Origin of the sequence: Desulfitobacterium chlororespirans DSM 11544, assembly GCF_900143285.1 — a bacterium.
In the GTDB taxonomy this organism is placed as follows: Bacteria; Bacillota; Desulfitobacteriia; order Desulfitobacteriales; family Desulfitobacteriaceae; genus Desulfitobacterium; species Desulfitobacterium chlororespirans.
In genome coordinates this window covers 195,037-209,969 of sequence record NZ_FRDN01000005.1, presented here as the reverse complement: position 1 = coordinate 209,969, position 14,933 = coordinate 195,037, and the positions used below count along the sequence as shown (strand labels likewise).

Here is a 14,933-nt window from a genome sequence, read left to right as displayed (position 1 = left end):
CAGGCATAAGGATATCTCCTGTAATGCCTTACTACTCTATAAAAAATAGCCATACAGATAAACTTCTTGTTGGATATGGTCATTTAAGCCATGAACAAATTCAAGAAAACGTATCAGTGCTTCACCATTTTCTTGCCAAAACTCTATAACGGCCGGCGCCTCAAGGCGATTCCGACATCCCCTCGGTCATCCCTCCCCTGGGGCCTAATCTAGCTTTTTTGAGAATATCTGGTATAATATAGCTATAGCGAGGGGGATTAACTATGGACTGGAACCTTAACCGTATCAACGATTATTTATTCAAATGGGTGTTTGGGCGACCGGAAAATAAAGAAATCTTACTGAGCTTCCTTAATTCTGTCTTATCTCCGAATGGGCAAGATGAACTGGCTGACATCACCTTAGCTGAACGCGAGCTTGATCCGGAGCATATACATGATAAATTATCCAGACTAGATATTCTCGGCAAAGGGAACGATGGCAGTATCATCAATATTGAGGTACAGATTGCCAACCAATACGACATTGATAAGCGGACCCTCTATTACTGGGCTAAGCTTTATCAGGGTCAGCTCCAAAAAGGTCAGCGCTATAAAGACTTATCACGTACTATTACCGTCAATGTCCTAAATTTTGACTTTCTTCCCGATAGTCAAAGATATCACAGCATGTTTTCACTCTATGAAGTACATTCAGGACATAGGCTGAACCGGGACTTGGAAATTCATTTCCTGGAGCTATCCAAATGGAAGGCGCTCAGCGTCAAACCCAAAACACGTTTAGACAAATGGCTTATGTACCTTTCCAATACCAATCCACAAGAAATGGAGGAGATCGCCATGAGTGAACCAGCTATTCGCAAAGCACTGACGGCTGAAGAAATCTTTTTAAAACAAGACAAAGAACGCTATCTCTATGAAATGCGTGAGAAGGCCTTGCTGGATCATGTCTCCGCCATTGAGGGCGCTAAGGAAGAAGGCGTAGCTGAAGGTATAGCTAAAGGTATCGCTGAGGGTAAGGCTCAGGCAAACAATGAGATAGCGCTGAAATTATTAAAAATGAAACTGCCCTTATCTGATATTGTTAAAGCTACAGGCCTAACCGAAGAAGAAATCAGTAAGTTACATTGACTCAATTTCTCCCCCAATCTTAGAGCAAATGAAAATTCGGCCGTTTTGAGATCGGCTCAGCTAGATGAGTCAATCCAAAACGGCCGAATTTTTGATCTGTGAACCCCTATTCCTTGTTCAGCGCGTCAGCGCTTTCTACTTGGCCATCACCTTCATTGTCTTCCCGGCTATGTTTTTTTCCCGGTGTTCCAATCGTTTCATCAATAGGGTGAAGACCAGAGTCGAAGCTCCCAAGGCCAGCCATCCTGTTTCCATACTGATATAACTCAAGGCGATTCCCATTCCCAGCGGGCCTAAGGTATACCCTGAATCCTCAATAATAGCCATAGTCGAAATCATCCTCCCTCTGTGGGAGGCCGGAGTATTATCCACAGTAAAAGGAACTACCGTAATAGCCATAATAATCTCGCCAAGAGTAAAGATAAACGCCCATAGGAATAACCATTCCAGAGAGTTCAGCACCCCAATCATGCCGAAGCCCACAGCATAAAGAATTCCGCCCATGATCCCCCGGCGAAGGTAGGGCAGATGCCCGGCCAATCGCGTGATGATCGGGGTAAAGATGATCACGATCAGACCATTAAAAGCCGCCAAAAACCCAAAATACTGCGATCCTATGACTGGATAATTCTTCATGACCTGCATAGGCAGCATAAAGGACCATTGGGAATAGGTGAAATTATAACCAAATACGATCAGGGCAAAGCAAATGAGCAAAGGCCGCAGCCTAATCACCTTAAAGATGGAACCTTCCACCCTGCGCTCCAGATAGCGTTCTTCATCCTGAATCTCTTCATGGGCCTTCTCCAGGGTCTCCTTGATAAAGGTGGCGATCAGGACCAGAGACATAAAAATCGCCATACCTTCTCCTATAAAGACCCAGGGCAGATGATGCCGATAAAGAAATCCTCCCAAAACAGGCCCAATGGCGAAGCCAATGTTCCAGCCCATATAAGACAAGGCATAAGCTCCACTCCGATTGGCTGGAGTCGTCAGGTCGGCAATCAATGAATCATAAGCAGGTTTTGTGGTCGAATTTAAGGCACCTGCCAAGATGATCAGATGAATCATCGTCAAAGAAGGCTCCATAAACCCAATCCGAAAAAAGACCAACACAGCTGAACCTGAAAACAGGAGAATAACTCTTTTTCTTCCAAAGCGATCCACAAGCTTCCCTCCGCAAAGAGCGGCCATCAGGCTGACTCCCCCGGAGAGACTGAGATAAAACCCCGCCTTTCCCTCAGATAAGCCGATGCTTTGCGTCATGATGATGGTCATCAGCGGAGCTACAAAGGCCCCGATAGCATTGATAATCCGGGCAATAAAAATAACATAGATTTCTTTGGGCATACCTCGGTAAGGATTAAGCATCGTTCGTAATACTGACATCTTCGTTCTCTCTCTTCCGTCAATCAATAAAGCCACGGACTCCTCCCAACAGAGGATACCGTGGCTTGCCGAATACATCAATTAAAATACATTAATAAAGTAAAAAAGCAAAGTCACGGACATAGCCCGTGACCCCATAGTCCATTTCCGTTATTTTAAGAAGCAATGGTCAAATAGGGTAGTCCCAGGCCGCGGATGAAATTACAGGATTTACAACATAATCATTAGCTTGAATGAGCAACATAGTCATCATCACGACCTCCTTTCTGACATTGCCAATAGTAAAGTTTTCCATGCATCGAAAACTGTATCCAGTATACAATTCCTAGAATTCCCTGTCAACAACTTTTATAGGCAAAATGCTTCCCCAGGGCGCAGCCTTCATCACTTTACCCTTTAAGGAAGCATTTTTCTAGTAAGATTAACCTAAATATCTGGGGAACAAAATATTCTTTTCAAAATTAAAAAAGCAACAAAAAAGCGCCGCCCTTCCGTTTGGAATCACAGCACTGCTTTAAAAACTATTGCCCCCTATATACCCTCTATATTACATCATCGCTTCTAAATCTTGGAGACGGTTGATGATAATGCGCTTATTGCCGACCAATTCCAGGATTCCTTCATCCTGCATTCCGGATAGCTTACGGCTCATGGTCTCCCGGGTCACTCCGATAAAATTGGCCATCTCCTCCCGGGTCAGAGCTATATTGAGCATGACTTTGCCGTCCTTATGTTCTCCAAAATTCTTAGAAAAATTGAATAACAAGCCGGCGATTCTGGCCTCCACATCCTTGGTGCTCAAGGTCTGAACCAAGTTCTCAAGATTGACAAGGCGATCATGAACACTCTCCAGGATTTTTAAACAAATCTCCGGATTTTCTTTTAAGATTCTATCCAGATCATCTTTGGACAGCGTGCAGACACCGACATCCTCCAAGGCCTCGGCATTATATGGAAAGGCGCTCTTCTTGAGAAGGCTCAGGTCACCGATAAAGTCGCCTTCAGTAAGAATATAGAGGATTTGCTCCTTACCCTCTCTGGTATGTTTAAAAGTCTTGATTTTTCCATGATTGATGATGTAGAACTTATCCGAGACATCCCCTTCGAAGAAAAGGACCTGGCCCTTTTTATAACGTCGCCGTGTAATCAAGCCGCTGATCATCGCCAGCTGTTCATCGGCAAGCATAGAAAATATAGGAGCCTTCGCAGCGCAGAATTGCCCTTCAGAATGGCATCCACAGCTATGGCAAGCAGTACAAGATTTCATGGATATGCTCCCTTAATTCCATATTTAGATTCAATGCTATAATCCCTCGGTATGTTCTAATTATTCGCGAGACTAAGGCGATTCTCCTTTACTGCTTATTAAGCATGTGATCTTTTGCTTGCAGATTGCCATGCCCATAAGAAGCGCCGGCCCATGGGCCGGCGTTTCCATACTTTTCTTCTTAATGCAAGCCCAGCCCTTTGCGCTTCGCCACGATATGGGCCTCGATAGCATTGGCCACTTCCACAGGATCATCCCCTACCGCCACTTTGCCGCCAGTCAGTCCTTCCACATCTTCGGTCAGGAGCTTAACAAGCTGTGGAGCACCCGTTATAAAGGGTGTGGGGGAGAGATGGGTATAGGCTCCATAAGCTACGGCAAAGACACCGTCGATAGTCGCTTTTTGCTCCATCCATTCCGGAGCCGTGACAGCGATGGGAAGCTGGGGGATATCCACATCCAGATGATCCGCCAGGGCGGTAACCAGCATGCTGATTCGTCCCGTATCGGTACAGGTGCCAAAGCTCAGCACCGGAGGAATTTTTAAAGCGGAGCAAACCTCCTGCAGCCCGGAACCGGCTTCCTTAATGGCGTCCAAATTGCAAAGCCCGGCTACTTCCAGGGCGTGATTCCCGCATCCGCCGGCCACGACCAGAATATCCTTCTTGATCAGCTGTTTCGTCAGGTTAACCGTATTCCAATCCTGGGGACCATTCCTTAAGGTGGAACAGTTGGCCAGAGCCACCACGCCTTTGATCTTGCCGGCAGCAATCACCTCCACCAAGGGGTCCAGCTTATTCCCCAAGGCGCCCAGGACAGCTTCTGTGGAGAAGCCGGCAATGGCTTTCGCCTTATACTGAGGAACCTTGGGAGTGACTTTGCCTTTTCTTTTCTTGAAATTATCAATAGCTAAATCGATCAAAGCCTCCACGATTTTATCCGTTTCCGAAGGATCGTAAGGAAATTTATGCTGTAAGCCGGGGATATCGATGATGGTGCTGATAGAGGCCAGGGTGGCCTGGTATTTCTCCGCATACATATCGATAGCCGGAGGGGAGCAGTTTTCTTCCATAGCCAGGACATCCACTGTCCCGGTGGCCAGCAAGGGCTCAATGGCCATCCAGTTGCCCATCAAACCTACGAAGACATCATCCATCTCAAAGCGCTGCAGAAGCTCCTGCCCGGTTTCGATGGAACCCACCACACGCAGGCCTTTAGCACCCGCTGCCCTGGCCTTTTCCTGCACATCCGAAGAGCGGGCTCTTTCAATCATAGCCGCCCCAATCCAGGGTTGATGTCCATTAAAGACAATGTTAATATGCTCCGGGCACATGATCCCTAAGTCTACATCCACTTCATGGGGCTGAGGGGTGCCAAAGAGAATATCCTGGACCATTTCCAGCCCGATTTGGGAGTTGTAAATCGTCGCCAGACCCAAGCGCAGGGCCTTCAAGGCCAGGGAGGCATAGTTGCCGTCCACATTGGTGAGGCAGCTGGCCACGCAGTTTTGCTCTTCATGAACGGTTCCGGCAGGGTAAATATTTAAATCCCGCCAGACTTGTTTCCGTTTCTTCGGCGCAAAGGTTTCCACCATCAGGTTCTTCTCTTCTACTCCGATCTGCTGCTGATGCTCCAATAGATCGGCCAATTGAATAGCCATCTTATTCAGATCCTGATCAGTATCGATCCCCAGTTTTTCACACATCCATTGGAGTTTCTCCGGCTCCTTGATCTTAAAGGGGGTTTTTCCCTCCCCGGTAGCTTTCAGAGTGCGAAAAGCTTCATAAGCATGGTGGCTATATGTACCTGCTCCCATGATATTCTGCAGGAGCAGCTTGCGCATCGCCATAGCATCAGGACCAATGCCGCAAACGCCCCGATCCTGTTCCCCTTTTTCATTGATTCGGCAAGGGCCTTGGGAACATTGCTGGCAAGTTAAACCCTGCAGGCAAAATTTGCAGCGGATTTTTTCCTGGGCTTGATAGCGGTCAAAGACATTGGACATCCCGTCTTCACGAATTCTGACCAGCATCTCCTCCACAGAATCGTGATAACTCACCCGGCCTTCGGTTTTCTCCAGAACCGTTTCACTCATTGATTTCACTCCTTATCGAGGGGATGATACCTTGCTTCATCCTCTGTAACCTTCAACAAAGAGTTTGCTCCATTTCCCCTTTTCCTATGTATGGGAGCCGATATAGGTTTGTAATGTTACTCAATTTTTGTTAGAATGTGATTATGTTACATTCAGGAGGGCATGACCTGTGGAGTACGTCGATCCCATCAAAGATGTGGAGAGTATTAATGCGATTAAAAGAATATTGAGCAGTCACTCCCAACGGGATCTTTTACTTTTCGTTTTCGGTATTAATACCGGATTGAGAATCAGCGACTTGCTGGCTCTCAAACTCAGCGACGTGTGGGAGGATGGCCGGATTAAAGAGTTTTTACTGATTCAGGATGAAAAGAGCGGCGAAGAAAAAGCCTACTACATTAATAACCGGATTCAGGAAGAGTTATTGAAATACCTAGCCCTGGCCCGTTTGCGCGGAAGCGATTATCTCTTTAAATCCAAAAAAGACAACCTGCCCATTACCCGTCAGCAAGCCTATCGCATCATCAATCATGCCGCGCGGCAGGTAGGGATTCCCGGGAAGATCGGCACTCATACTTTAAGGAAGACCTTCGGCTATCATGCTTTCCGAGCCGGTGTAGCGGTTTCCCTATTGATGAAAGCCTTTCACCATCATTCTCCCTCGGAAACCTTAAAGTATATCGGCATCAATAAAGAAGAAACCCGCCTCATCAAAGTCAATGTCAATTTGTAAGCATTAAAAGCAAAAACTCCACTGTTTCCAGTGGAGTGTGTGTCAAAGGTCAGTCTTCATCATTCTCATTGGGTTCCATGTCTACATTGGTCAATTCGGTAACTATATCTTCAATGACCTGGACTTGTAAGGTTTCACCATCTTTAATGAGTTTGAAAATCCCGTTATTAAAGTCGGTGCCAAATTCTTTAAAAAAGATACCTTCATAGGCGATTTCTTTGGTGTGTTTAAAGACCAGCCGGAAATTTTCCCCTTCTTTCATAAGATAAGCCCGGATACCCTTTTCATAGTTGCAGTCCGGATCTTTAAGATAGCGGGCTACTGAGATGATGTGAAGATCCACGAAAGGGATTTCCTTTAAAAGCAAATTGACAATAGATTCTTTGGTAATCTGCTCCCAGCGGCTTTGAACGGTTTGCCCCATGATGATCTGGGTGGCTCTTTTTTCGCGGGCTGTTTCGGCGATCACCTTGTAGACGGGACGCTGCTCATTATCCTTGAGGATAAAACCGTCGGCTTCCACTTCCTTGGCCAGCTTTTTCCACTTGGTGATATACATGGATTTGTCCGCATCCAACTCATCAAACGGCTTGGCATCCACTGTCAATATATAGAGCGGGCAATCAAACATTTTCGCAATCTTGCTGCCACGTCGTATGAGTCGCTCACCGTTAGGGCCATAATAAAGACAAACCAGGAGCCCTTCGTCCATATGCTTTTTCTTTTTAAACATTTTGTACCACCTCAGAATCCAGCGACAGGAGTATGCTCCCTCTCACTGACTAACTTAAATATGACTATAGCTCATGAACCCTTTTCAGTCAACCACTATAAGAACATAAAAGAAAAGGAGGAGGATAGATGGTTTGGCTTTATCTTATTTTAGGGATACCCTTTCTGTTTGCTTTCCTGGTTCCGGTCTTACATAAGCGATTCACCCCCCGAATTCATACCGGCTGGTTCGTCCTTTGGATCCCCTTGCTGATTTTTGGCATTCTTTTATCTACGGTTCCCACTATATCTTCAGGAGGGATCATTGACCTAAGTCTGCCTTGGATTCCTGCCTATGATATTAATATCACCCTTTTCATAGATGGTTTATCCCTGATCTTTGGTCTGCTCATCAGCGGGGTAGGGTTTCTGGTGATTCTCTATTCTATCTATTATCTTTCCCAGCATAAAGAAGCCTTGCACAATTTCTATATCTATCTGCTCTTATTCATGGGGGCCATGCTGGGGGTTGTGCTTTCCGATAATATTTTTGCCCTTTATGTTTTTTGGGAAATGACCAGTATCTCTTCCTTTCTGTTGATTGCCTACTGGTTCGAACGGGAGAAGTCCCGCTCCGGTGCCCGTAAATCACTGCTGATTACGGTTTTTGGCGGCTTGGCCATGCTGGCAGGATTCATCCTGCTGACCATGATGACCGATACCTACAGCATTCGCGGGATGATCCATAATCTGGGCGGGATTCACTCTCATACCTTGTTCCTTCCGGCCATGGTTTTGATCCTGATCGGCGCCTTCACTAAATCTGCTCAATTTCCCTTCAGCATCTGGCTCCCTGATGCCATGGAAGCTCCCACTCCGGTGAGCGCCTATTTGCATTCGGCCACCATGGTGAAAGCAGGAATTTATCTGGTTGCCCGCCTTACCCCGATCTTCGGCGGGGGAGGAGTCTGGTTCTGGCTGGTTACAGGCATTGGTCTTGTGACCTTGTTCTATGGTTCTTTCAACGCCATAAGGCAGACCGATCTCAAAGCTTTATTAGCTTACTCCACGATCAGTCAGTTGGGGCTGATCATGAGCTTATTGGGACTGGGCTCGGCCGGGTTGGCCCCTGAGGCCGGGAATGCCCAGGCTGCCTATGCTCTCGCTATCTTTACGGCACTCTTTCATTTGGTGAATCACTCTACCTTTAAAGGCTGCCTCTTTATGGTGGTGGGGATTATCGACCATGAAACAGGCACCCGGGATATTCGGAAACTAGGCGGATTGATGCATATTATGCCCATCTCCTTTACTCTGGCTCTCATCGGCTGCTTATCCATGGCCGGGTTACCTCCTTTTAACGGTTTTTTAAGCAAGGAGCTGTTCTTTACTGCCGTATTGAATGCTTCAGAAATATCTGTCGTCATTCCTGTTGTGGCCTGGCTGGCCAGCGTCCTGACCTTTGTCTACTCCCTGATCATGGTCTTTAAGACCTTTACGGGCCAGCCGCGGGTCAAATCAGGGAAACAAGCCCATGAAGCTCCCCTGGGTATGTTGATCCCCCCTATGGTCTTAGCGGCATTGGTTGTGCTCCTGTTTTTCTTCCCCAATGTGCTGGTCCACTATGTATTGGCCCCGGCCTGGGCAGCGGTCCTGCCTTCTCTTGCCCAGGCAAATCTTTTAACCGTTCATGTCAGCCCCTGGCATGGGGTAACTCCCGAGCTGCTGATGACCCTTGGCGTAATTATCCTCGGCGGTACTCTCTACAAAACCTTGAAAAAATGGGTAAAGCTCTATCGCACTTATCCGCAAATCTTAACCTTGAACCATATCTATGAAACTGCTCTGGAACTCATGGAGTCCCTTTCCCTGTCTCTGACCAAACGGTATATGACAGGCTCCCTTCGGGACTACCTTATCTATATCCTCAGCTTTATCGTGGTGGCGGTGGGCGGAGCCCTGGTCCTGGCGCAGGGGATCGCTTTTGACCCTTCCCATGACGCTGCTTTGAGCATCTATGAGCTGGCTTTGCTGGCGGGCATGGTGGTGTGCGCCATCGCCGTTCTCCTGGCTGAAACACGCCTGGCTGCCGTGATTGCCGTGGGCGCTTTAGGCTTTCTTGTCGTCTTTTTCTTTGTCCTCTTCCGCGCTCCCGATTTGGCCCTAACCCAACTGGTGGTGGAGACCATTACCACCGTCTTATTTTTGCTTTGCTTTTACCATTTGCCCAAGTTGAAAAAAGAAACCACACCCCTTCCTTCTAAAGTGGTCAATGGTTTGCTTTCCCTGGCTGTCGGTCTGGTTATGACCTTAGTTGCTCTGTCAGCTAACGGCAATCCCCTCCCTGAATCCATTGCCGGTTATTACGAAAACGCCTATGAGCTGGCCGGAGCCAAAAATATCGTCAATGCCATTCTCGTGGATTTCCGGGGATTCGATACCATGTTGGAAATTTTGGTCCTGTCTATGGCCGGGTTAGGGGTCTATACACTGATCAAACTGCGTATGGCGGGAGGGAAAGAGAATGAAAGATCCTAATGATGTCATTTTACGGATGGTGACGAAAGTCGTCGTGATCATTATTCTGACCTTCGCCGTCAACCTTTTCGTTTCCGGCCATCACAACCCGGGCGGGGGCTTTATCGGCGGGCTGGCCTTTGTAGCGGCCATTGTCCTCCTCTTTCTCGTCTATGGAATCGAAAAAGTCCGCCAAAACTTCCCGGTGGATTTTAAAGCCCTGGCCGGAGCCGGCGTGTTGATTTCTGTCTTGACCGGAGCCCGGGGCATGTTCATAGGAGAGCCCTTTTTGACCCAGGCTTTTGGTTATGTTCACCTCCCTTTGTTCGGAAAGACCGAAATGGCCACCGCCGTGCTGTTCGATGTGGGAGTTGCCTTAGCGGTTATTGGCACGTCTTTAACCATTATTATGAGTATAGGTGATGATCGATAAATGGAAACATTGATGGCAATCGTGATCGGAATTTTATTTACTATCGGGACCTACTTAATCCTCTCCAAAACTCTGCTCCGCATTATTTTAGGAACCTCCATTATCGGACACGGAGTCAACCTGCTGATCCTGACCATGGGCGGATTGAAAAAGGGGGGACCCCCTCTGCTGGGTCTAAAAGAGAGTCTTTTCACCGATCCCCTTCCCCAAGCCCTTTTGCTGACGGCTATCGTGATTAACTTCGCCACCACGGCCCTCTTCTTAGTCTTGAGCTATCGCACCTATAAAGTGTTGGGGACCGATGATTTAGAAGAATTAAGGGGGTGTGATGATGAATAATTTAGTGATCCTGCCCCTTGTCCTGCCGGTTATGGCCGGAATGATCATGGTTATCCTGCGCAATCATATCCGCCTTCACCGCTTCCTGAGCCTCCTCACCACCACCCTGGTGGGGATCGTGGCCCTTGTGATTATGAGACAGATCCAGATAGCGGGCATCCAAACTCTGCAGCTGGGAGGGTGGGAAGCACCCTTCGGCATCAGCTTCGTAGCCGATATGACGGCGATTCTGCTGGTCTTGGTCACCGCCATCGTCACCTTTTGTTGTGTGTCTTATGCTTTCGCTTCCATCGGCAGCCAACGGGAACGGCATTATTTTTACCCCTTAATCCAATTTCTGATCGCCGGGGTCAACGGTTCCTTCCTGACCGGGGATATTTTTAACTTATTCGTGTGCTTCGAGGTCATGCTGGTTGCTTCCTATGTGCTGATTACCCTGGGGGGAACCAAGCTGCAGCTTAAAGAGTCCATTTCCTATATTCTGATCAATATGATCTCCTCCTTTCTCTTCCTGATCGCTCTGGCCTTTCTCTATCGCCTGACCGGAACCTTGAATTTAGCTCATTTGTCGGTACGGGTAGCGGAAGTCGGACAGGATGGCTTGATGACTGCGGTAGCTTTTTTGTTTTTGATTGTCTTCAGTCTCAAAGCCGGTCTTTTCCTTTTCTTCTGGGTTCCGGGGTCTTACAGCGCTCCCCCTGCAGCCATCGCCGCTCTGTTCGCCGCTTTATTGACCAAGGTGGGGATCTACTCCATCATGCGTTTGTTCTCCCTGGTCTTTTACCATGAACCGGAAGTTACTCATCTTCTCATCGGGGTTCTCGCCGCCGTGACCATGCTGCTGGGGGCTATGGGAGCTGTTGCTTTTGGCGATATCAAGAGCATCCTCACCTATAATGTGGTGGTTGGAGTCGGCTTTATTCTGGCAGGCTTTGCCTCCTTCACGGAAACGGGCCTGCGGGGTTCCATCTATTATCTGGCCCATGACATGATCGTCAAGGCTCTCCTTTTTCTTTTGGGAGGAACTATCCTGCATCTGACCGGCACGGGAAAACTTAAGGATATGAGCGGGCTCATCCGTTTACACCCTCAATTGGGCTGGATGTTCTTTGTCGCCGCTTTATCCATATCCGGCATCCCCCCCTTGAGCGGCTTCCTCGGCAAAATCTTTGTCACGGAAGGAACCTTTAGCGCCGGTTACTTCTGGCTTGGCGGCATCGGCCTGCTCACCAGTCTGATGGTCTTGTATTCCATGTTAAAATTGTTCATGAACGTCTTCTGGGGATACACCAACTTTACCGAGGAAACGGAAAAAGGAACCACCAAAGGACTGCTGCTTCCCATCGCCCTGCTTACCGCCTGTACCATCGCCTTAGGCCTGGGAGCAGAGGGTCTCCACGGGGTCGTGGATTTAGCGGCGGCAGGATTGCTGGATCCTCAGAGCTATATCGATGCCGTTCTCCAAGAGCAATACCGATAAGCGCTAACGAAGAAAAGAGGTGATTTCCAGTGCCAATGCAGGTATTAATCAATTTATTTATCGGGGTTTTATGGATGTTTCTTCAGGATGATTGGAGCATCCTATCCTTTGCCAGCGGGTATTTATTTGGCATATTGGTTCTCTTCATTCTGCGGCGCTTTCTTGACAGCAAATTCTACCTTTTTACCATGCACGCCGTTGTGCAGCTCTTTTTTCTCTTTATCTATGAGCTTTTCACCTCCAGCATCATGGTGATCCGGGAAATCATCAAACCGCAGATCGATATTAAGCCGGGAATTATATCCTTCGCAACCAGCCTGGAATCGGATCTGGAAGTCACCCTTCTGGCACTCCTCCTTACCTTAACCCCAGGCTCCGTGGTGATGGAGATTACTCCGGATAAGAAGCTGTTTTATATCCACGCCATGGATATTCCTGAGCTCAGTGATGCGGTAATCCGCTCTAAGGAAAAGTTCGAAGAAGCTATTAAGAAGGTGACGCGACCATGATCGAGGGAATCTTATTTTGGGTTATATTTTTATCCTTATGTTTCTCAACCCTTTCCATTCTGATAACGATTTACCGCTGCCTCAAAGGGCCCACGGCCTCTGACCGTGTGCAAGCCCTGGATGTGCTGGGCATTAATATTATTGCTGCGGTAGCCGTTTTTTCCGTGTTCCTCAGAACCACCGCTTTTTTTGAAGTGATTTTATTGATTGGAATTCTGTCTTTTATCGGAACCATCGCATTTGCACGCTTTATCGAGAGGGGGATTGTCATTGAACGGAAGCACCTTGATTGAGTTAGGTATCGGAATCATGATTTTAATGGGAACTATCTTTGGCTCCCTCAGTGCCATTGGCTTTATTCGCCTCCCGGACGTCTATAATCGTGCCCATGCCCTTGCCAAAAGCTCTACCTTGGGGGTATTATTTGTTCTGCTGGGGACCTTCCTCTTCTTCTTATTTGTGGAGGATTATTTCAGCATCAAATTATTCCTGGGCATTTTCTTTGTGTTCCTGACCTCTCCCGTTTCCTCCCATGTGATCTGCCGTTCTGCCTATCGTGCCCAGGTCCCTTTAGCCAAGGCAAGCGTTCGTGACGATTTGAAAGAGGTATTGGAGAAGGTTTAAATTTCTTATCGCTGAACATCTTGTTCAAAGCCTGAAAGGCAACCGCGGACCACTTAAACATTAATTAAGTGGAACCCAGGGTTGCTTTTTCTTTTCCCAGTTAAATAATTGAGAAAATATTTAAAAATTATGTATACTTATTCATTGCCTACTTATAAATCTCAATGTCTTATGCTATTATTATGTGTACTATAATAGTTTCATTATAGAGATAAACTTTTAAAATCGAGGAGAGTGATGTTGGAGTGGTTGCTTTTTCGGTCATTTTCTATATGGTCATGATGCTGGCCATCGGGTATTATTCTTACAAAAGAACTGCCAATCTATCCGATTACATGATTGGGGGACGGACCCTTGGCCCTGCGGTCACGGCTTTAAGCGCCGGTGCCTCGGATATGAGCGGCTGGCTCATGATGGGGCTGCCGGGGGCGATGTTTGTTTCGGGAATCAGCTCCGGCTGGATTGTCATCGGACTTACCGTCGGCGCCTATTTCAACTGGCTCTATGTAGCCCCCCGCCTGCGTTCTTACACAGAGATCGCCAGCAATTCCATCACCATTCCTTCTTTCCTTGGCCATCGTTTTCGTGATACGTCCCATATGATCCGTTTAGTTTCCGCACTTGTTATTATCATTTTCTTTACTTTCTATGTTTCTTCCGGTTTGGTTTCCGGCGCTGTTCTCTTCAATACTACCTTTGGCATCAGTTACCATACGGGGCTTTGGCTGATTCTACTGGTCATTGTGGGCTATACCCTGATCGGGGGATTCTTAGCGGTCAGCTTCACAGACTTCGTCCAGGGATTGATCATGGTCACCGCATTAGTCATGGTACCGGTTGTTACCCTCTGGCATAGTGGCGGCTTCGATGCCTTCACCACCATCCAGACCATTGATCCGGCGCTCTTGAATATCTTCACCGGAACCAGTGTCATCGGGATCATCTCTCTCCTGGCCTGGGGTTTAGGCTATTTCGGCCAGCCCCATATCATTGTCCGTTTCATGGCCATCTCTTCAGTGAGCGAAATCAAAAAATCCCGCCGTATCGGCATGAGCTGGATGGTCTTTTCTGAAGTAGGGGCTATGCTTACCGGTCTCCTGGGTATCGCTTACTTTGCCACCCATGGCCTGACCCTGGCCGACCCTGAGACGGTGTTTATCGAACTGGGGAAAATCCTCTTCCATCCCATCGTCACCGGCTTCCTGATCTCCGCTATTCTGGCCGCCATTATGAGTACAATTTCCTCACAGCTGCTGGTGACCTCCAGCTCCCTGACCGAAGATATTTACCGGGTTCTCTTCCATCGTGAGGCCAAAGATAAGGAATTGGTTTTCGTCAGCCGCCTCTGTGTTTTGCTTGTTGCTCTTTTAGCCACCTATCTGGCCTGGACCCAAAACGATACCATCCTCAATCTGGTAGGCTACGCCTGGGCCGGCTTTGGTTCCGCCTTTGGTCCCGTTATTCTCCTCAGCCTCTACTGGAAACGGATGAACAAATGGGGAGCTCTGGCCGGTATGGTTGTGGGCTCTGCCACCGTTATTCTTTGGGAACAATTCCCCGCCTTCGCTGCCGTCTATGAAATGATCCCCGGCTTTATCATGGGCTTGCTTTCGATCATTATCGTCAGTCTGCTGACTACTGAGCCCTCGCAAGAAATTTGGGATGAGTTCGAACGCTCTGCGGCGGAGACCAAAGTATTGTAAGAA

At 47.8% G+C, this 14,933-nt stretch carries 14 protein-coding genes; 10 read left to right on the top strand and 4 right to left on the bottom strand.

The features are described 5' to 3' along the window. Window positions 1–263: 263 nt before the first annotated feature. Window positions 264–1,130, top strand: a complete 867-nt coding sequence (locus BUA14_RS06890; RefSeq protein WP_072771928.1) for an Rpn family recombination-promoting nuclease/putative transposase — start codon at window positions 264–266, stop codon at window positions 1,128–1,130. 135 nt (window positions 1,131–1,265) lie between these two features. Here BUA14_RS06890 and BUA14_RS06885 read toward each other — a convergent pair whose 3' ends face one another. The 3 genes from BUA14_RS06885 to cooS form a co-directional block, all read right to left on the bottom strand. Beyond that, on the bottom strand, window positions 1,266–2,501 hold the full coding sequence (locus BUA14_RS06885) for an MFS transporter (protein WP_072772158.1): 1,236 nt from the start codon (window positions 2,499–2,501) through the stop codon (window positions 1,266–1,268). Between the two features lie 565 nt (window positions 2,502–3,066). Next, window positions 3,067–3,786, bottom strand: coding sequence for a Crp/Fnr family transcriptional regulator (locus tag BUA14_RS06875; RefSeq protein ID WP_072771927.1), 720 nt, complete (start codon window positions 3,784–3,786; stop codon window positions 3,067–3,069). 181 nt (window positions 3,787–3,967) lie between these two features. Next, window positions 3,968–5,881: an anaerobic carbon-monoxide dehydrogenase catalytic subunit gene (gene cooS / locus BUA14_RS06870; protein WP_072771926.1), complete on the bottom strand. Its 1,914-nt coding sequence runs from the start codon at window positions 5,879–5,881 to the stop codon at window positions 3,968–3,970. A 169-nt stretch (window positions 5,882–6,050) separates the two neighbouring features. Here cooS and BUA14_RS06865 point away from each other — a divergent pair, with 169 nt between their 5' ends. Next, window positions 6,051–6,614: a tyrosine-type recombinase/integrase gene (locus tag BUA14_RS06865; RefSeq protein WP_072771925.1), complete on the top strand. Its 564-nt coding sequence runs from the start codon at window positions 6,051–6,053 to the stop codon at window positions 6,612–6,614. Between the two features lie 49 nt (window positions 6,615–6,663). Here BUA14_RS06865 and BUA14_RS06860 read toward each other — a convergent pair whose 3' ends face one another. Then, window positions 6,664–7,347 carry an adenine nucleotide alpha hydrolase family protein gene (locus BUA14_RS06860; RefSeq protein ID WP_072771924.1) on the bottom strand — a complete coding sequence of 228 codons (684 nt, stop codon included), beginning with the start codon at window positions 7,345–7,347 and terminating at the stop codon, window positions 6,664–6,666. A 128-nt stretch (window positions 7,348–7,475) separates the two neighbouring features. Here BUA14_RS06860 and BUA14_RS06855 point away from each other — a divergent pair, with 128 nt between their 5' ends. The 8 genes from BUA14_RS06855 (at window position 7,476) to putP (ending at window position 14,930) form a co-directional block, all read left to right on the top strand. After that, window positions 7,476–9,863: a Na+/H+ antiporter subunit A gene (locus tag BUA14_RS06855; RefSeq protein WP_072771923.1), complete on the top strand. Its 2,388-nt coding sequence runs from the start codon at window positions 7,476–7,478 to the stop codon at window positions 9,861–9,863. After that, window positions 9,850–10,275, top strand: a complete 426-nt coding sequence (locus BUA14_RS06850) for a Na(+)/H(+) antiporter subunit B (RefSeq protein ID WP_072771922.1) — start codon at window positions 9,850–9,852, stop codon at window positions 10,273–10,275. Before BUA14_RS06855 ends, BUA14_RS06850 begins: the two co-directional genes overlap by 14 nt. Continuing rightward, the gene (locus BUA14_RS06845) at window positions 10,276–10,614 is read left to right on the top strand and encodes a Na(+)/H(+) antiporter subunit C (protein WP_072771921.1); all 339 of its coding nucleotides are present in this window, start codon (window positions 10,276–10,278) and stop codon (window positions 10,612–10,614) included. Then, window positions 10,607–12,094, top strand: coding sequence for a Na+/H+ antiporter subunit D (locus BUA14_RS06840; protein ID WP_072771920.1), 1,488 nt, complete (start codon window positions 10,607–10,609; stop codon window positions 12,092–12,094). Before BUA14_RS06845 ends, BUA14_RS06840 begins: the two co-directional genes overlap by 8 nt. Before the next feature lie 35 nt (window positions 12,095–12,129). Further along, window positions 12,130–12,603, top strand: a complete 474-nt coding sequence (locus BUA14_RS06835; protein WP_072771919.1) for a Na+/H+ antiporter subunit E — start codon at window positions 12,130–12,132, stop codon at window positions 12,601–12,603. After that, window positions 12,600–12,896 carry a Na(+)/H(+) antiporter subunit F1 gene (locus BUA14_RS06830; RefSeq protein ID WP_072771918.1) on the top strand — a complete coding sequence of 99 codons (297 nt, stop codon included), beginning with the start codon at window positions 12,600–12,602 and terminating at the stop codon, window positions 12,894–12,896. Before BUA14_RS06835 ends, BUA14_RS06830 begins: the two co-directional genes overlap by 4 nt. Next, the gene (gene mnhG / locus BUA14_RS06825) at window positions 12,868–13,227 is read left to right on the top strand and encodes a monovalent cation/H(+) antiporter subunit G (RefSeq protein WP_178371645.1); all 360 of its coding nucleotides are present in this window, start codon (window positions 12,868–12,870) and stop codon (window positions 13,225–13,227) included. The genes BUA14_RS06830 and mnhG overlap by 29 nt, the downstream gene beginning before the upstream one ends. A 245-nt stretch (window positions 13,228–13,472) precedes the next feature. Further along, window positions 13,473–14,930 carry a sodium/proline symporter PutP gene (putP, locus tag BUA14_RS06820; protein WP_072771916.1) on the top strand — a complete coding sequence of 486 codons (1,458 nt, stop codon included), beginning with the start codon at window positions 13,473–13,475 and terminating at the stop codon, window positions 14,928–14,930. Window positions 14,931–14,933: the final 3 nt, after the last annotated feature.